The sequence below is a fragment of the Pseudomonas sp. TE12508 genome, assembly GCF_056279485.1.
Window position 1 is genome coordinate 22,212 of record NZ_JBWCCN010000025.1, and the last position, 18,875, is coordinate 41,086.

An 18,875-nucleotide genomic window follows, 5' to 3' on the forward strand; every position below is an offset into this window, starting at 1 on the left:
TCGTAAAACCGGCGACTGAGTTTCATCTGACAAATTACGAAAACCTGATTCAGGGCTGCTTCGCACCCCAACGGGGGCAAGCCCCCTCGCCACAATTGACCTCATATGTTGGGGACTCAGGCCAACACCGAGCACATCCCCAACACCGAGCAATCCACCTGGAACGGCCCGAAGAATTCACCATTGGGTTTGATCGGCGGATTGCCCACCAACAGCTCCAGAGCCTTGGCGGTCTGAATGTTGTGGGCGATGTTGTGGTTGCATTCGATAGCCCGCGCCACCGATCCCGCCGAACCCTGCCCGATCCCAAGCAAAGAAGCGCCATTGGTCATGAATGCCAGGAAGGCGATGACCCAGAGCTTGCGTCCCTTCATGCCCCCACCACTCCCGCCACGTCGGCATGATCGACCAATACGTTTGGCGCACGGTGTTCGAATTGAATGGCGGGATAAGCGACCTGAATCGGTGCTTGAAGGCTTTGTTGCGATTGAGCCGAAAGGCTGACGACCAACACCATGGCCACGTAAAGACCGATGGCCAGGTAGGCGCCGTGTTTGGCAGAAGTGATGATTGCGCTGGCCATGGTGTTCTCCGTGGGCATGTTTCAGTGCCCACAGAATCGATCAAAAAACACAAGTTAACTAGCGACCTTTATGCATAGTCGCTATCAGTTTTATTGATCATGACCCCAGCGTATTTAGTCCTCGATAAAACTCATCAAGCGCTCGCGGGCCGCATCCGGCTCGTTGGGAACGGGCTGGGCAGCCGATAGAATCGGGGTGGAATAGAGAAACAGGAGAACCACTGCCAGACGCATCGCCATGCTGTCGATCCTTTTAGGGAAGGAGTCAAAAAATCAGCGTCAAATCTAAACTCATGGCCATGTGATATCAAGCAATACATTGATAGCAATATGATGCTGTCGTAAACGCGTTATGCAGGAGCGACATCACTTCGATGCTTTTCGACGCCTTGCAGGTCGATCGGCAAGTGACTTCGCTCCTGCATAAAAGGTGCAGGGTTCAGATTTCAGTGTTGGGTTTTGTGATCCAGCGCGGCGTAGAAGTTGGCGCTCTGTTGCAGGTATTTCTGGGTATAGCTTTGGGCGTGGGATTTTTTGTCGCTGATTTCAACGTTGGCGCTGGCAGGCAGTGCAACAGTGGCAGAGATAGCGGAAGCGGCGATGACGGAGAAGAGATTGAAGTTCATGGCGGTATTCCTCGGGTTCAGTTGGCTTGCTTGCCCGGTGGGGCCGTGAAGCAAACTTAACGCCCGAGGGGCGGCGCCTTGAAATGCTTTGTAGCATTAGCCGATATCAGTCTCATTAATAGAAGGTTGCAGGCCCCATCAACCGGGGCCTGCGGTCTATTGACGCACCAGGAACTTGAGATCGCTCGGGGCATCCATCGGCAGTTTCTGCACGGTTTTACCTAACAGACCGGTCTTGGCATCGCGCTCGACGACGACAATCTGATTGCTCTTCTGGTTGGCAATCAGCACGAACTTGCCACTCGGGTCGAGGCTGAACTCGCGCGGGTGATCACCGTCCACGGAGCGGCGCTGAAGCTCCTTGAGATGGCCGGTCGCCGGGTCGATAGCGAACACCAGCAACTGATTGGTGGTGCCACGGTTGCTGACGTAAAGGAACTTGCCGTCGGCCGAGGCGTGAAGCGCAGCCGCAGCCTTGCCCGATGTAGGCAGGCCCGCCGCCAGATCGACCAACTGCGTTTGCTCAAGCTTGCCGTCGCGGTAATCGAACACCGCGACCTGCGCGCTCATTTCCATGGTCAGCCAGGCGTGCTTGCCATCGGCACTGAACAGCAGATGTCGCGGCCCGCTGCCAGGTGGCAACTGGACGGACGCGGGTTTGGCGGCGGTCAATGGTCGTTCCGGATTGACCTTGGGGTCGAAGCGATAGACGAAAATCTTGTCCGCTCCCAAGTCGTTGGAAAACACGTATTGGCCATCCGGCGATGAAACCACCGAATGCACGTGTGCCGACTTCTGCCGCTCAGGGTTGACCCGGCTGGACGGATGACTGCTCATCTGCACCACGGGTTTTAGCTTGCCATCGGTGCCCACCGGTAACACCGCCAGGGTGCCGCCCGGGTCTTCAGCCACCGAGTAGTTGCTGACAAACACGTGACTGGCATCACCGCTGACGCTCGAGTGCGTCGGCTCGTTGCCCAGGGTTTGCACCTGACTGATCAGGTTCAATTCATTGGTCTTCGGGTCAATTGCATAACTGCTGATACGCCCTACCGGATCCGCCTGGCCCGGGCCGTTTTCGTTGACCGCGAACAGGCGATGTTGATCCTTGGACACGACCAGCCAGGACGGGTTGGCGCTCTTCACCACTTGCAGGGGTGTGGCGTCGATCTGCCCGGTGCGGCTGTCGAAGTTCAGACGATAAATCCCTTGGCTCTGGCCGGCGGTGTAGGAGCCCACCAGCAATTCGTAACTGTCGGCCGCTGCCGCCTGCACGCCCATTGCGCCGACGCTGCCGGCCATCAACAGTGGCCAGAAGTTACGCATCCTCATTCGTTTCGTCCTCGTCGTCACCACCGCCGAACGCTTCCATAGGCACCAGCCGATGCTCGCCGGAATCACCGGTAATGATCCAGCTCTTCAAGTCGGGATCGAACGTCGCCGCCGCGATCTGGGCCATGCTGAACTCCCAGCGCTTGAGCGCCCGACCGTCCATGCATTCGATGTGCAGGTTATCGTCTTCATCGAGGGAGAAGTCGAAAGCGTGCAGCCCGTCGATTTCAAGCATGTCGCAAACTTCGAGGGCGCTGAGCAAGGTGTTGGTTACGGCAGTCATGGCAGTCAATCTTTGAATGGGAAAGGCGCAATGATAGCTCATCACACCGCAATGATCGTTCCCACGCGCAGCAAAGGAATGCAGCCAGTGACGCTCTGCGTCACATCAACAGCCGAACGCAGAGCGTCCGTTGAGGCATTCCCACGCAGAGCGTGGGAACGATCAGTTCCAGCGGACCGAGCCAATCAGTTGTGGGCGGCTAGAGAGCATCGCGCGATGACTTGCCGTCGACCAGGCGCTGGATGCGCAGCGGATTGCCATTCTTCAGTGCTTCCGGCAGCAGGCTGTCGGGGTAGTTCTGGAAGCACACCGGGCGCAGGAAACGGTCGATGGTCAGGGTGCCCACCGACGTGCCGCGTGCATCGGAAGTCGCCGGATACGGCCCGCCATGAACCATCGAGTCGCAGACTTCCACGCCGGTCGGATAGCCGTTGAGCAGAATCCGCCCGACCTTCTGTTCCAGCAATGGAGTCAGTTCGCCGAATTGTTCGAAGTCCGTCGGCTCACCGATGATCGTTGCCGTCAGCTGCCCATGCAGTCCGTTCAACGCGGCGTTGAGTTGCGCCTGATCCGCCACTTCGACGAACACCGTGGTCGGGCCGAACACTTCCTCTTGCAGCACTTCATCGCCATCGAGCAACAGGCTCACATCGGCCTTGAACAGTTGCGGCTGCGCCTGATTGCCTTGTTGCGGGTTGCCGGCCAAATGCTCGATTTTCGGATGTGCGAGAAGCTTCTGCAGGCCCTTGCCATAGCTGCTCAAGGTGCCGGTATTGAGCATGGTTTGCGCCGGTTGATCGCCAATCAGCCCCGCCACCTGCTGCACGAACGCGCTGAACTGCGGCGAACGAATACCGATCACCAACCCCGGATTGGTACAGAACTGACCACACCCCTGCACCACCGACGCCGTGAGGTCTCGGGCGACGCTTTCAGCACGAGCTTCCAGCGCTTGAGGCAGCACGATCACCGGGTTGATGCTCGACATCTCGGCGAACACCGGAATCGGCTGCGCACGTGCCGCGGCCATGTCGCACAGCGCACGGCCACCTTTGAGCGAACCGGTAAAACCGACCGCCTGAATCGCCGGATGCTTGACCAGCGCTTCCCCCACCCCGCCGCCGTAGATCATGTTGAACACACCGGCCGGCATCGACGTGTTCTCGGCAGCGCGGATCACGGCATTGGCCACCCACTCAGCAGTTGCCATATGGCCGCTGTGGGCCTTGAACACCACCGGGCAACCGGCGGCCAATGCCGAAGCCGTGTCGCCGCCCGCCGTGGAAAACGCCAGCGGAAAGTTGCTCGCACCGAACACCGCGACCGGCCCGAGGCCAATGCGGTACTGACGCAAATCCGGTCGCGGCAATGGCGTACGTTCAGGCAGCGCGCGATCAATCCGTGCGCCATAGAAATCACCGCGCCGCAGCACCTTGGCGAACAGGCGCATCTGGCCGCTGGTGCGACCCCGCTCACCTTGAATACGGCCCGCCGGCAACGCGGTTTCGCTACAGACCACGGCGACAAAGTCATCGCCCAACGCGTCCAGTTCATCGGCAATCGCATCGAGAAATTGCGCACGTCTTTCGGCACTCAGGCTGCGATAGGCCGGGTAAGCAGCGGCGGCAGCCTTCGCAGCGGCATCGACTTCTTCAAGGGTGGCTTGATAGAAATCGTGGGGCAAGGCCTCGCCAGTGCTGGCATCGACGCTCTGGAGTTTGACCGCGCCAGCAGCGCTGCGCTGACCGCCAATGTAGTTGTGACCAAGAATCCGGGTCATGGGTATCTCCTTAAAGTGTGCCGACGGTGCCGGGTTCGAACGCCGCTTCAACGGGCTCAATGCCGTTGATCAAGGGTGCGCCGAACTCGGCCTGGCTGATCTCGAACACGTCACCCGGTTGGGTGCGGATGCCATCGGCGAAGGACAAGGTCGCAGTGCCGAAGAAGTGAATGTGTACGTCGCCGGGGCGCAAGAACTGGTTGTATTTGAAATGGTGATACTCGAGGTTTTCCAGGCTGTGGCACATGTTCGCTTCGCCACTGAGGAATTCGTTCTGCCACAGCACTTCACCATCGCGCAGGATCCGGCTTGTACCGGCCAGATGCTGGGGCAACTCGCCAACCCGAAGCTCCGGGCCATAGCTGCAACTGCGCAATTTCGAATGGGCAAGATAAAGGTAATTCTTGCGCTCCATCACGTGATCGGAGAACTCGTTGCCCACGGCAAAACCGAGGCGATAGGGTTTGCCGTCGTGGCCGATCACATAGAGACCGCTGAGTTCGGGTTCCTCCCCGGCATCTTCGGCAAACGGCGGCAGCGGGAACGGTTTGCCCGGTCGCACAACGATGCTGCCGTCGCCCTTGTAGAACCACTCCGGTTGCACGCCGGCCTGGCCGGTCGCGGGTTTACCACCCTCCACGCCCCATTTGAAGATGCGCATGGTGTCGGTCATGGCGGTTTCGTCGCCGGCCTGCTGATGCATTTTGTCCCGGGCCGAAGCGCTGCCCAGATGGGTCAGGCCAGTGCCGCTGACCAGCATGTGCGCCGGGTCCGGGTGATCCAGCGGCGGCAGGATTTGTAGATTGGCCAGTAGCGCTGAATAGTCATGGCTGATGCCCAGCCCCAGGGTTTGAACCTGTTGCTCAAGATTGACCCCCGCCTCAATCGCCGCCAGCGCCAGATCCCGCACCGAGCGCGCATCCCGCACTTCGCGCACCAGGCCGTCCTCGACCACGCCGACACGGCGTTCGCCGTTACTCAATTCGAACTGAACTAAACGCATGATTTTCTCCTTTAAACAAACTCGAAAACGCCACAAAACCAATGTGGGAGCGAGCCTGCTCGCGATGACGGCCTGATATTCAACATTGATGTCGGACTGAATGACCTCATCGCGAGCAGGCTCGCTCCCACAGTTGATTGGTGTTAATCCTCAGATTCAGGTACGGGTAGCGCCCCGGGCGCTGGCGGCAAACTGGTCGGCCGGCAGCACGTGCTTACGCTCCAGCAACCGATAAACCACACCCGTCAGCACCAGGCCGAACACCATCACGCAGGACAGGAAATACAACCCCGACGCCAGATTGCCGGTGTATTCCTTCAACGCACCGATCACGAACGGGCCGATGTAACCGCCGAGGTTGCCCACCGAGTTGATCAACGCGATCCCCGCCGCCGCACTGGCGCCGGCGAAGAATCGGCCCGGCAAAGTCCAGAACACCGCGGTGCAGGAAAACAGCGCGAACGCCACCAGGCACAGCGCCGCCAATTGCAGCACCGGCACTGTCAGCCAGGCGCTGAGGAACAGGCCGATGGCGCCCAATACATACAGCACCGCCAGATGACCGTAGCGATCATTCAAGCGATCGGAACTGCGCGGAATGATCAGCAAACCGATGATCCCGAAGATGTACGGCACCGACGACACGAACCCGGTCATCAGGTCAGTGCCACCGAACTGCTTGATCAACGTCGGCAACCACAAACCGAGACCGTAGATGCTCAGCGTCACCGGCAGATAGAACAGCGCCAGCAGCAACACGCGTTTGTCCTTCAGTGCATGCAGCGGATTGCCGTGGCGGGTCTGGCCGTACACCTCCAGGTCCTTTTTCAGCTCACCGGTCAGCCAGTCTTTCTCAGACTGGTCCATCCATTTGACCTGTTGCGGACCGTCCGGCAGGTAACGCAGCACCGGCCAGGTCAGCAGGATTGCGGGCATACCGATGACGATGAACAGCCACTGCCAACCGTGCAGCCCAAAAATGCCGTCCATGCCCAGCAAGCCGCCGGACACCGGGCCGGTGATCATCATCGCGATGGGTTGGGAAAGGATGAACAACCCGAGAATCTTGCCGCGATGGCGAATCGGGAACCATTGGGTGATGTAGTACAGAACGCCCGGGAAGAAACCGGCTTCGGCCGCGCCGAGCAGAAAGCGCATCACATAGAAACTGTTCGGTCCCTGGACGAACGCCATGCCGATGGTGATGGCACCCCAGGTGACCATGATCCGCGCGAACCAGCGCCGGGCGCCGAAGCGGTCGAGCATCAGGTTGCTGGGGATTTCCAGCAGGAAATAACCAATGAAGAACAGCCCGGCACCCAGGCCATAAGCCGCGTCACCCAGGCCGATGTCGGCGCCCATGTGTAGCTTGGCGAAACCTACCGCGGAGCGATCCACATAGGCGATCAGGTACAGCAGGATCAGGAAGGGAATCAGTTTCAGCGTGATGCGACGAATAAGCCGCAGTTCCTGGCTCATGAGTTCGGTCTCCGATTGTTGTTGTTATAGAACCTCGGGGGACGCCTCTCGCAGAAAACTGCCAGGGCTCATCCCTCCGTTGAAAACGACTATATAGTAATACTATTTAACCAACAACACTTCCAAACAGCCGAAATTGCGCTTATGTTACGCCATAGCTCGAACAATATAGTCATACAATAAGAGAACCGATCATGTCTGATAAGAAACCCACCCTGCGCTCCGCCCAATGGTTTGGCACCGCCGACAAGAACGGCTTCATGTACCGCAGCTGGATGAAGAATCAGGGCATCGCCGACCACCAGTTCCACGGCAAGCCGATCATCGGCATCTGCAACACCTGGTCGGAACTGACCCCGTGCAACGCGCATTTCCGCCAGATCGCGGAGCACGTCAAACGCGGGGTGATCGAAGCCGGCGGCTTTCCAGTGGAATTCCCGGTGTTCTCCAACGGCGAATCGAACCTGCGCCCCACCGCCATGCTCACTCGCAACCTGGCGAGCATGGACGTCGAGGAAGCGATTCGCGGTAACCCGATCGATGGCGTGGTGCTGCTCACCGGCTGCGACAAAACCACCCCGGCGCTGCTGATGGGCGCGGCCAGTTGCGACGTGCCGGCGATCGTCGTGACTGGCGGGCCGATGCTCAACGGCAAGCACAAGGGCCAGGACATTGGCTCGGGCACGGTGGTCTGGCAGCTCAGCGAACAGGTCAAGGCGGGCACCATCACCATTGACGATTTCCTCGCGGCCGAGGGCGGCATGTCACGCTCGGCCGGCACCTGCAACACCATGGGCACGGCCTCGACCATGGCTTGCATGGCCGAAGCACTGGGCACTTCCCTGCCCCACAACGCGGCGATTCCAGCGGTCGATGCGCGCCGTTATGTACTGGCGCACATGTCCGGCATGCGCGCGGTGGAGATGGTTCGCGAAGACTTGAAGCTGTCGAAAATCCTCACCAAAGAAGCCTTCGAAAACGCCATTCGGGTGAACGCCGCCATCGGCGGTTCGACCAACGCGGTGATCCACTTGAAAGCCATCGCCGGGCGCATCGGCGTCGAGCTGGATCTGGATGACTGGACCCGCTTCGGTCGCGGCATGCCGACCATCGTCGACCTGCAACCGTCCGGGCGCTTCCTGATGGAAGAGTTCTACTACGCCGGCGGCTTGCCCGCGGTGCTGCGTCGTCTCGGCGAAGCGAACCTGATCCCGAACCCGAACGCCCTCACCGTCAACGGCAAAACCATCGGCGAGAACACCAAGGACGCGCCGATTTACGGCCAGGACGAAGTGATTCGCACCCTCGACAACCCGATCCGCGCCGACGGCGGCATCTGCGTGTTGCGCGGCAATCTGGCCCCGCTGGGTGCGGTGCTCAAGCCATCCGCCGCGAGCGCCGAATTGATGCAACATCGCGGGCGTGCGGTGGTGTTCGAGAACTTCGACATGTACAAGGCACGGATCAACGACCCGGAACTGGACGTGGATGCCAACTCGATTCTGGTGATGAAGAACTGCGGACCGAAGGGTTATCCGGGCATGGCCGAAGTCGGCAACATGGGATTACCGGCCAAGCTGCTGGCCCAAGGCGTGACCGACATGGTGCGGATTTCCGACGCACGCATGAGCGGCACCGCTTACGGCACGGTGGTCTTGCATGTGGCACCGGAAGCCGCAGCGGGTGGACCTTTGGCGACAGTGAAGGAAGGCGACTGGATCGAGCTTGATTGCGCCAACGGACGTTTGCACCTGGACATTCCGGATGCGGAGCTGGCGGCGCGCATGGCGGATCTGCAACCACCGCAACAGTTAATCGTGGGCGGTTATCGTCAGCTGTATATCGACCATGTGCTGCAGGCGGATCAGGGTTGCGACTTCGACTTCCTCGTCGGTTGCCGAGGGGCCGAGGTGCCGCGTCACTCTCACTGACAGCAAACATCCTTTGTGGGAGCTAGCCTGCTAGCGATTACGGTCTGTCAGTTGACGTTCATATTGACTGGCACACCGCAATCGCTAGCAGGCTAGCTCCCACATTTGCTTTGTATCAGCCTCAAGTCTGCGCCGCGCCTGCTATCATGCGCGGCACCCCATCGCACAGGATCGCGCCGTTCCCCATGGATTACCGCAAACCCTCCGACCGCAAAAGCATGCACTCGCGCATCGTCCAGGAATTGGGCATGCAGATCGTCTCGGGACGGTTCAAGCCGGACGACAAACTGCCCGCCGAAGCCCTGCTGTGCGAGGAATACGCGGTCAGCCGACCGGTGCTGCGCGAAGCCACTCGCGTATTGGTGGCCAAGGGCCTGGTGTATTCCCGTCCGCGGGTCGGTACGGTGGTCAAGCCGCGCAAGGAATGGCACATGCTCGACCCGGACGTGCTGCACTGGCTGATGCAAAGCAGTCCGCAAAATGAATTCTTTGATCTGCTGACCAGCGTGCGCAGCATCATTGAGCCGGCCGCCGCCGCGTTGGCCGCGCAGTTCGCCACCGACGAAGACATCGCCTCCATCGGTGAAGCCTACCAACGCATGGAAGCGGCACCGACGCCTGAAGCCTTGCTGCAACCGGACCTGGATTTCCACAGCCGGATCGCCGACGCAACCCATAACGACTTACTGGCGAACCTGTGCAACATGCTGTCGGTAGCGATTGCCGAAGCCTTGAAGCATTCCAACCAACGGCCGAATCTGCATGAACTGGCGCTGCCACGGCACAAGGCGATCCTGACCGCTATCGAAAACCGTGACGCCCTCGGTGCCCGGCATGCAACGCTGGTGCAACTGGATGATGCGCGCAGTGCGCTAAGCACGGTACTCGGTCAAGTCTTGTAACCACACGCCATAACCCATTCCGCACAGGCGGTGACAGAATGAGATTTCCTGCTCAGGGCCGATGATCCGGCCCAGAGGCACGGACGCTATGACAGCGCCGACCTATAACACGAAAAGGATTTCGTCATGCTCACCCCTGTTGCACCGGTACCTCCTCCATTCAGCCAATTGCCCGCCCGGGCGGTTCAGCAGCGATTCGCCAGTCGACCGACACTGCTTTCTGTGATTATCAATGCATTACGCGACAGATTGCTGGAGCATTACCCCACACTGGATTTCGATCCGATAAAGATCAAGCTGGCCAGCCCCGCTGTCGGTGGCCATTGGGATCTGAAGCCGTTGAGCCAAGTGGTTCTCGACCATCTGGTCAACCCGCAGATACTGGACTTCACCCCACAGGACTCAAGGGCGTTTTTCCTCACGCAAGTACCACCCAAACGCCTGGACACCGCAGCCAAGCCTCACGTGGACATGCAAATCATTGCCAGCATCATTGCCGAGCTGCCATCGACGCTTTACCTCGATTATCAGCAGGCATTGGCTGACTACTGGAGCCTGACCGACGACAGCGGCATCAGTCGCTGGCAATGGTTCAGCGAGTTCCTCCATGACCAGTTGAAAGCCGCAGCCTTATACGCCTCGAATCTGAGTGACGAACAGCGAGACATGGTGCGGCAGGTCACGGACTGGCCCGACAGAGTCGAGCGCTCGCCCAAGACCAGCAGAACCGTTTACGCCTGCTTTCTGGAAACGACACTCGGCAAAGACGATAACGAAATACTTCTGCTCGGGCCTGAAATTCTGCTGATGCGTGAGAAACAAGTATTGCTGTGCAGCGTTGACGGCCGCGTCCAACCTTTCGATTCCCTGGATGACTTCGGCAGCGCCTGGGGGAAGAAGATGCAAAGCGAGTTTTTGATCGACCGTCTCACCTGGAAACGCTATGAGCCCAATGGCGATCTGTTCGAGCTCCAGGCGGGCCTGATCTTTGATCGGCAGCTCAAAGACCTGGCCACATTGCCCTTTTCCGGCGCCACGAGCGAGAAAGACCTGACGCAACGTCTGGACACCCTCACAGACCCGACAACGTTATTCATCCGACAATCGACAGCGCAACCAGCGATGCTGGCACAGTTGCACTCGCAACTCCCCGACTGGTTGAAACAGGCTTCGGCCACTGATCGCTTCGCCTATCGCCAGCACCTGTTCGACCTCGCAAACGTCACCGCTCAAAGCCATGGACAGTCATTTAATGAAGGCATCGAGGATATCCGAAGCTTCAGCCGCGAGGCGCTGCGAGCGCAGATAAAGCAGGATCACAACGTCGACTACAACCCCGACGAGCTGGTGCTCGACTTCGCCGTCGCTGCCGGCTATCCGGGAGGTGCCGGTTTTATCGAACATGTGCGCATGTCCCTGACTGATCTGGCCCTGAAGAATCTCGCCGGCAAGCCCCGTGGCCGCCTGCGGGTTTTGCGTAAGGACGGACAGACTCCCGAAGACTGGTTGAACGAGGACTATATACTCGGCAGCAAAGGCCTAATCCAGCGTGTCGACATCGGTACGGTCTATCCGCAAAGGATCAAGACGTTATTACTATCGGACACCGTGGATGCCCGGCGCCGAGAAGCCCTGTTTACCCGCGAACTGCGAGTCCGGTTACCGATGCGCGCGCTGGAGTACAAGGTCAGAAAACAATGTGGCTTGACCGACAAGGGTTATCGCTACGTCAAGGCGCTGATGGGGGAGACACCTTCTGAGCGCAAAGTCGACGAACAGGACATCGTCATCCGCCCGCTGGCGTTTCACAGAAAGTCCGGTGCCAAACCCGATACGGTGGACAACATGTTCCTGATCGAACCCCTTGACCCGAACGTTGGCCCACATCTTCTTTATCGTCCGTTGTACGCCGAAGCCCTGCTGGAGTACCCGTCGCGCCAGGCCGTCCTCGATGCCATCGCCGAATCCGGCGCGTTGCAAACCAGCGTGCTTACATGGATGGCGGATAACGTACGAGACATTTACGACAATGACGGGTTCAAGGAACCGCACATTGTTCGCTTTCACTTGGGCGACGAATTCGAACGTCCACGAAAACCCGCCCCCGTGACCTTGGCCAACAATGACGGCGCAGATGTGTTGCACCAATCGCTACGCGACGGTCGACTACTCAATTATCTGTTCACCAGCACCGCCCGCGCCTTGGTCGATCTGGCCGAGCGTGAGTCGGTGTCCAACAGTGAAAGCCGTTGGGCCGTTCTCATGGAGGGTGCATGGTTACTCTTCAATACGCTGCTGCTACCGCTGACGCGAGGGCCGCTGATGCTTGCCGGATGGATGATGGTACTGATCACCAGCCTCAAACAGGACCTGCCCGCCCTCGACAGCGACGATCCGAAAGCCAAAGAGTTAGCGCTGATTGATCTGCTACTCAATACCGCGATGGTGCTGTTGCACCTGGGAGCCAGCTCGGAAAACGCCCATCAGCCATTGCCATCGAAAACCCCTGAACAAACCGCCCCGCGCCTGAAACCCTGGCGCAGACTGGCAAATCACGCAGAACCGATGCCTGCCGCCCTCGTTCATCAAGGTTCGCCGGGCATCCCACAGGAAACGGTAGGTGGCAGCCATACGGTGCTGGATTTCACCAGCTCCATTGCCACCTCTAAAGCGGCCGACAAGCTGCTCAATGCCTTGTTGGACTTTCACGTGCCATGGCCGCAGAAGTTGCCACCGGCCGAGAAAAACGGTTCTCTGAAGGGACTTTTCCGGATCGACGATACCTGGCACGCCAGCATTGGCGGACTTTTTTTCCAGGTCGGCGTCGTGCCGGGCTTCGCAGAGGTCTACCTGATAGATCCGGCCCATTCCGATCGCCCCGGTTTCAAACTCGCCAGCGACGGCAAGGGGAACTGGCGACTGGATCGGGGATTGAAGCTTGAAGGCGGCATGAGGGGGCGACTCCAGGCGGTGCGCGATGAAAACCGGCTCCGGCTACATGAACTGACCACTAATAAGGATCGCCTGAAGCAGGCCCTCGCGCCATTGGTACTCTCTCAATCAGAGGCGAGGAGATCATTGTTTTCCGCGAGGGAAATGCTCGACGCACAAAAGAAAAAGCTCAGGATCGTATGGGAGTTGCTCGGCAAGGCTACACCAGAGCAGAAGGTCCAGCTGACCTCGCGTCATAGCCAGGAAGTGCTCAAGACAGCAGAGGCCGCCGCTATACATGACAGAGAGCTGAATATTTACAAGGAGCGCATTGACACGTTGAATGCAGAAATGCCGAAGTTGACCGATGCGTACAACGCCTTGATCGAAGTCGACAGAACCAGGCCTTACGAGAGCGAACGTGATAATGGGCTTTTACTCATCTGGGACGCTCTGGATATCGTTCATGAGCAAATAAAGCTGTTGGGACGCGATCTCCTTCAGACCAGGAATGGGGAATACCTCAATGAACTCCTCGCCCGTTTTCCTGAAGAATTGGGTCAGGAAATAACGACAGCCTATTTCGAATTTGTCGACAACCGGCGGGCAGAAATCGAGATAACCAACAGGCTCATCGAGTCCGCCAAAACACTTGAAACGACTCAGGAACAGGCAGGTGAAAAACTGCGCAGTCGAAAAATAGTGAAGCACTTGTTCAATGCCGAAAACTACCTCCCTGCTTTAATCAAGTTACATCAATTGCTGTCGCTTAAAGAATTGGTTCTGGAACGCAGTTGCCGCTCCAGAGATCCGGCAGAGTATCCCTTTGTAATGCGACTCGTCGGCTCTTCAATGGAGAGCACAGTGCTGTCCCACATGGAGATCTGCAGTAGCTCCGGCTACGCAACCGCCGAGCAGATAGCCGTCCTTGAAAACATCCTCAAGCACTACGAAGAAATCGATAATGCTGTTCGTTCGTTGAATGAAATGGCATCTGGCTTTGTGCGCACTGAATATCAAACACCGTTTCTGAAGCAACTCAATGAAGCGCACGTCAGCGCCGAAGAGCAACTGGCTGCACTGATTCGAGAAAACGAAGGGGTCGCGCCCCAATCCGCACATACCAAACCGATCAGGACCAGGCCGTCCACCAAAAGGGTATTCAAGTCCCGCAACAAAGGCACCCTGATCGGCGACATCAGACCCTCTCGGGAAAACAATCAAGGTCGTTTCATCGATGTTCAAGATCCGATTACCGAACAGAAGATTGCCAGCTACATGGAACACCCCGAGGAAGGTGTCTGGGTTGAAGTCGTGCAGGGCACGCCCACTCAACCAACATTGCCGCCAGGGTCGCGACCTTTATCGGCAATAAAAAAGGAAATGCATGCGCTGATTGGCCAACGGGCGGGTATCGAAAACTCGATACGCTTCCAACAGAAAAAGCTACAGGATCCTGGTCGGCTCGAAAGCCTCAACCCCTTGGACTGGAATGACATGCTGGTCCAGTACGCCGACAAGCTCAACGCCTTGGCCGATGAAATTGATAACACCCATCCTGCTGCGCCGCAGGCCCCCCAACTGAGTGAAACCCTTCGTAACGAGGCACTCGAAGCAACTCGCCAGGCACGTCTGTATTGCAGCGAGGGCTACAAAAAACAGCTGCCCAAGGCAGAAAACATCCACTACTTATGGAAGAACGGTTTCGTTGACATCAATCTGGTGGGGCGTTTGATACAGACGGCTGCCGGAGACTATCTCACCGAATATGCGGTACGCGAAAAGAACACATTTAACGTTTTATGGTATGCGCACTTTCATTACGCCAGCCTTGATATGCCTCGACCGGACTACAGCATTGGCCATTTAAAACTACCGGAGCAGCGCTTTCTGACACGCAAGGATCTTATCCGGCAAGCCGCCGCCGACAACCGTGCCGTGGCCAATCTGGAGAAATCGCTGATCAAACCGCCACTGGATGAAACACTGTTCTTAAAACTCTGAATCCAGTTTGCAGCGCTGAACAACACGCGATAAAAAAAGCCGCAACCAAGGTTGCGGCTTTTCTGTTTCAGCCAGGGATCAGTGAGCAAACAGCGAGTTGCCCTTCTGCCCTGCCAGTTTCTCCGGTTTGATCAGGAACCGCGCCAGCGCTGGCAGCAGCCACAACGCGCCGAACATGTTCCAGAGCAACATGAAGGTCAGCATCAGGCCCATGTCGGCCTGGAACTTGATCGCCGAGAAGATCCAGGTGCATACACCGATCGCCAGGCACAGGCCGGTGAACAGCACGGCTTTACCGGTGGACTTCAGCGTCTGGTAGTACGCCTCTTGCAACGGCAGGCCGGCACGCAGGAAGCTTTCCAGACGGCTGTAGATGTAGATCCCGTAGTCCACGCCAATCCCCACCCCGAGCGCCACTACCGGCAAGGTCGCCACTTTCACGCCGATGCCCATGAACGCCATCAATGCGTTGCCGAGGACCGAGGTCAGTACCAGCGGCAGCACGATGCACAAGGTCGCCGCCCAGGAGCGGAAGGTGATCATGCACATGGTTGCGACGCAGATGTACACCAGGACCAGAATGGTCAATTCGGAGCGTTTGATCACCTCGTTGGTGGCCGCCTCGATCCCGGCGTTACCGGCGGCGAGGATGAATTCCAGGCCTTCCTTGTTGTTCTCTTTGGCGAAGTCCTGCACCGCATGCACGGCGCGGTCCAGGGTTTCGGCCTTGTGGTCGTTGAGGAACACCAGCACCGGCGCCAGGGAGCAATTGTTGTTGTACAGGCCATCGGCGCGGGCGATGGAGTTGTTCAGCACGTCCGGGTTGCGCGACAGGGTTTCCCATTTCAGGTTGCCCTCGTTCATGCCCTTGATCATCTGCTTGGACACGGTCACCAGGGAAATGGCCGACTGCACGCCCTCGGTGTTCTGCATCTTCCACATCAGCTCGTCGATCGGCGCCATGGCCTCGTAGCGCGAGCAACCTTCAGACTTGGTCTTGACCATCACCACCAACACGTCGGAACTGGTGGAGTAGTTATTGATGATGAAGCTGTTGTCCTTGTTGTAGCGCGAGTCCGGACGCAGTTCCGGCGCGCCCTGGTCGAGGTCACCGATTTTCAGGTTCTGGCTGTACCAGAGGCCACCACCGAAAGCGATCAGCGCCAGGGCAATAGAGATCGGGGCGACTTGGGGGCTGGCAAAATTCGACAGCAGGCGCCAGAAAGGATGCTCGCGGTGCGCGTCTTTCTTGCTGCGTTCGACGGCGCGCTTGCTGATACCGACGTAGGAAATCGCCACCGGCAGCAGGATCAGGTTGGTGAACACGATCACCGCCACGCCGATGGACGCGCCGATGGCCAGTTCACGTATCACGCCAATGTCGATGATCAACAGCGTGATGAAGCCCACCGCATCCGCAAGGATCGCGATCATCCCCGGCAGGAACAGCTGACGGAATGTACGGCGTGCCGCAGTCAGCGCGTTCTCCGCCTCGCTGGACTGCAAGGCGATACCGTTGATTTTCTGCACGCCGTGGGAAATCCCGATGGCGAAGATCAGGAACGGCACCAGCATCGAGTACGGATCAAGCCCGAAGCCGAAGAAGTGCATCAAGCCCAGCTGCCAGACCACCGCCACCAGCGTCGTGCTCAAAACCGCCACGGTGCTGCGCATGCAGTTGGTGAACCAGTACAGCAGGATCAGGGTAATGACGAAGGCGACGCCGAAGAACATCACCACCATGACCAGCCCATCGATCAGGTCGCCGACTTTCTTGGCGAACCCGACAATGTGGATCTTCACGTTGGGGTTTTGGGCTTCGAACTTGTTGCGGATCTTGTCTTCAAGTTCGTGGGAGAACTTGCGGTAGTCCAGCGCCAGCAACTTGCCCTGATCCTGTGGGTCCGGGTAGGACTCCAGCAGCGGGATGTCGACGATGCTCGACTTGAAGTCGTTGGCCACCAGGCGCCCGACTTGCCCGGACTTGAGCACGTTATTACGCAGCAGGTCGAGGCTTTGCTGGGAGCCGTTATAGCTCTGGGGAATCACTTCACCACCGGCGAAGCCCTCCTCCGTCACCTCGGTCCAGCGCACGCTCGGGCTCCACAGCGATTTGAGGCCGGAACGGTCGACGCCGGAAATGTAGAACACCTCGTCGTTGATCTGACGCAGAGTCTCCATGTATTCCTTGGAGAAGATGTCGCCGTCGGTGGCTTCCACGGAAATCCGCACCGTGTTGCCCAGGTTCGCCAGATCGTTGCGGTGCTCCATCATTTTTTCAATGAACGGATGCTCGAGCGGGATCATTTTTTCGAAACTGGTGGACGGCCGGATCAACGTCGCCTGCCAGAACAGGAAAACACTGACCAGCAGGCAGATGACGATGACTGCCGGGCGGTTGTTGAAAATCAGGCGCTCAAGAAACGTCGCCTTATCCTGATGAGGAGTGCTTAAGGATGTCATAGACCCGCCTTCTTGTTATTTGCCCGGCTCATTTGGACGACCCGTTTTTTCCATTCTCTGCGCCGGTGGGCGAAGTGACGCGAACGCCACCCTGTCCGGCCAGAATCAGATTGCCGTTGCCTGCCGCAGTCACCGCCGAGACGGAAATGCGATCCGGACGGTTGAACACGCTGAAGGTTTCGCCGTCGTCGGTGCTGCGAATCACGCTGCCGCCATTGCCGACGATCACGATGGAACCGTCATCGAGCAGCGTGGCGCCAGACAGGCCGAATTCCAGTGTGCCACGTGCAGCCTTGAGCTCGACCTGCTCCCAGGTGCTGCCGAAATCCGTGGAGCGGTAAAGATTACCGCGTAACCCGTAGGCCAGCAGCGTGGCCGGTTGCGCGGTGCCAATCACACCGAACAGCGAGCCTTCATAGGGGCCTTCAAGCTTTTCCCAGGTCTGCCCGTCATCGGCGGAGCGGAACATGCTGCCCTGTTCACCGACGATGAAAATGCCGGAATCCTTGACCGCGGCAATCGCGTTGAGGTGGAACTGGTCTTCGTTGTCGAGGCGATCGCTGACGTTTCCCCAGTTTTTACCGCCGTCGGTGGTTTCCAGCAAGGCACCGTAAGCGCCCACGGCAAAGCCGCTGTTAACGTCCTTGAACCAGACGTCGAGCAGCGGCGATTCGCGTGTCAGGTCTTCGAATTGTTTGGTCCAGGTGATGCCGCCGTCTTCGCTGGCGAGGATCTGCGCGTCATGGCCAACGGCCCAGCCGTGTTTGTCATCGACAAAAAACACCGCCGTCAGCAGTTGCCGGGTCGGCACCTTGGCTTGGGCCCAGGTTGCGCCCTGGTCGTCGGAATACAGAATGTGCCCGCGATCGCCGACCGCCACCAGGCGTTTGCCCGCGTGTACGACATCGAGCATCAGGCCTTTGCTGGCCTTGGCGGATTCAACGGAATAAACCACATCGGTGGCCGACGCGGCAGCGGCCAGCGCAGGCGCCGACAGCACGGTACAGCCCAACAGCGAGAGCGCTGTAGCCAGCAACGCGAACCTGCGTAACGCCGGCGGGCGGCCAATACTCACACCCATGACAGGCTCACTCATAGACCTTCCCCCACATTATTATTGTTAGGTCGTTCAACCCTTCAGGGCGCCGTAAGGGATTCGCATCGGGATTGACCTATTCAGGAGCATAGTCCTGAAACCCGCAATCCAGAGCCCCTTCGGAAGCTGGCTTATCCTATCGGGGTTTGGAAAGGTCTGACAATCGACGCCACGTTATGTTTTGTTAACCTGAGGGGATATGGGTTGTGGGTGAATGGGGAGGCATTCGGAGGGGTGATTGGGGTTTGGGGTACATATCCGTTTTTGTGGTCACGGCGGCTATTGGTTCCGCTCTTACAGCGGGTCACTTTGGAAGAGCGCCAAAGTAACCAAAGCGCTTTTTGCCCCGCCATTCGGTGCCTCGCTTAGGCTCGGCATGCCCTCACTCCGGCATTGCTCCGGGGGCCCGCCGCCATCGGCCATCCATGGCCGGGGGCGGCTACCGCGGCATCCTTGCCGCGG

14 protein-coding genes are annotated in these 18,875 nt (G+C 58.5%); 3 read left to right on the forward strand and 11 right to left on the reverse strand.

Features of this window, described 5'->3' with window-relative positions:
* Positions 1 to 116: 116 nt before the first annotated feature.
* The 9 genes from ACZ9IM_RS27690 to ACZ9IM_RS27730 all read right to left on the reverse strand — a co-directional run bounded on the left by ACZ9IM_RS27690 (position 117) and on the right by ACZ9IM_RS27730 (position 7,086).
* On the reverse strand, positions 117 to 374 hold the full coding sequence (locus tag ACZ9IM_RS27690; protein ID WP_476225559.1) for a hypothetical protein: 258 nt from the start codon (positions 372 to 374) through the stop codon (positions 117 to 119).
* A complete protein-coding gene (locus ACZ9IM_RS27695) occupies positions 371 to 583 on the reverse strand; it encodes a hypothetical protein (RefSeq protein ID WP_427627607.1) in 213 nt (70 codons plus the stop codon). The genes ACZ9IM_RS27690 and ACZ9IM_RS27695 overlap by 4 nt, the downstream gene beginning before the upstream one ends.
* A gap of 114 nt (positions 584 to 697) precedes the next feature.
* Complete coding sequence (locus ACZ9IM_RS27700; protein WP_007901166.1) at positions 698 to 823, reverse strand: hypothetical protein; 126 nt, start codon at positions 821 to 823, stop codon at positions 698 to 700.
* 206 nt (positions 824 to 1,029) lie between these two features.
* On the reverse strand, positions 1,030 to 1,209 hold the full coding sequence (locus tag ACZ9IM_RS27705; RefSeq protein WP_007901164.1) for a hypothetical protein: 180 nt from the start codon (positions 1,207 to 1,209) through the stop codon (positions 1,030 to 1,032).
* Positions 1,210 to 1,365: 156 nt separating this feature from the next.
* Positions 1,366 to 2,535, reverse strand: a complete 1,170-nt coding sequence (locus ACZ9IM_RS27710; RefSeq protein ID WP_476225591.1) for a lactonase family protein — start codon at positions 2,533 to 2,535, stop codon at positions 1,366 to 1,368.
* Positions 2,528 to 2,824 carry a DUF5629 family protein gene (locus ACZ9IM_RS27715; protein WP_008011324.1) on the reverse strand — a complete coding sequence of 99 codons (297 nt, stop codon included), beginning with the start codon at positions 2,822 to 2,824 and terminating at the stop codon, positions 2,528 to 2,530. Before ACZ9IM_RS27715 ends, ACZ9IM_RS27710 begins: the two co-directional genes overlap by 8 nt.
* A 199-nt stretch (positions 2,825 to 3,023) precedes the next feature.
* A complete protein-coding gene (locus ACZ9IM_RS27720) occupies positions 3,024 to 4,604 on the reverse strand; it encodes an aldehyde dehydrogenase (NADP(+)) (RefSeq protein WP_476225561.1) in 1,581 nt (526 codons plus the stop codon).
* A 10-nt stretch (positions 4,605 to 4,614) separates the two neighbouring features.
* Positions 4,615 to 5,607: an AraD1 family protein gene (gene araD1, locus ACZ9IM_RS27725; protein ID WP_476225562.1), complete on the reverse strand. Its 993-nt coding sequence runs from the start codon at positions 5,605 to 5,607 to the stop codon at positions 4,615 to 4,617.
* Between the two features lie 156 nt (positions 5,608 to 5,763).
* Positions 5,764 to 7,086, reverse strand: a complete 1,323-nt coding sequence (locus tag ACZ9IM_RS27730) for an MFS transporter (RefSeq protein ID WP_427627600.1) — start codon at positions 7,084 to 7,086, stop codon at positions 5,764 to 5,766.
* Between the two features lie 194 nt (positions 7,087 to 7,280).
* On the opposite strand from ACZ9IM_RS27730, the gene ACZ9IM_RS27735 reads away from it, so the two are divergent.
* The 3 genes from ACZ9IM_RS27735 to ACZ9IM_RS27745 all read left to right on the forward strand — a co-directional run bounded on the left by ACZ9IM_RS27735 (position 7,281) and on the right by ACZ9IM_RS27745 (position 14,854).
* Positions 7,281 to 9,017: an IlvD/Edd family dehydratase gene (locus tag ACZ9IM_RS27735; RefSeq protein ID WP_476225564.1), complete on the forward strand. Its 1,737-nt coding sequence runs from the start codon at positions 7,281 to 7,283 to the stop codon at positions 9,015 to 9,017.
* A 185-nt stretch (positions 9,018 to 9,202) separates the two neighbouring features.
* Positions 9,203 to 9,919 carry a FadR/GntR family transcriptional regulator gene (locus ACZ9IM_RS27740; protein ID WP_032830095.1) on the forward strand — a complete coding sequence of 239 codons (717 nt, stop codon included), beginning with the start codon at positions 9,203 to 9,205 and terminating at the stop codon, positions 9,917 to 9,919.
* Positions 9,920 to 10,045: 126 nt separating this feature from the next.
* Entirely contained in the window at positions 10,046 to 14,854 is a 4,809-nt protein-coding gene (locus tag ACZ9IM_RS27745; protein ID WP_476225566.1) for a dermonecrotic toxin domain-containing protein, read from the forward strand.
* Between the two features lie 78 nt (positions 14,855 to 14,932).
* Here ACZ9IM_RS27745 and ACZ9IM_RS27750 read toward each other — a convergent pair whose 3' ends face one another.
* Together ACZ9IM_RS27750 and ACZ9IM_RS27755 are read right to left on the reverse strand one after the other, a co-directional pair.
* The gene (locus tag ACZ9IM_RS27750) at positions 14,933 to 17,317 is read right to left on the reverse strand and encodes an efflux RND transporter permease subunit (RefSeq protein WP_476225568.1); all 2,385 of its coding nucleotides are present in this window, start codon (positions 17,315 to 17,317) and stop codon (positions 14,933 to 14,935) included.
* A gap of 28 nt (positions 17,318 to 17,345) precedes the next feature.
* Complete coding sequence (locus ACZ9IM_RS27755) at positions 17,346 to 18,413, reverse strand: WD40/YVTN/BNR-like repeat-containing protein (protein WP_427627595.1); 1,068 nt, start codon at positions 18,411 to 18,413, stop codon at positions 17,346 to 17,348.
* Between the last annotated feature and the right edge of the window lie 462 nt (positions 18,414 to 18,875).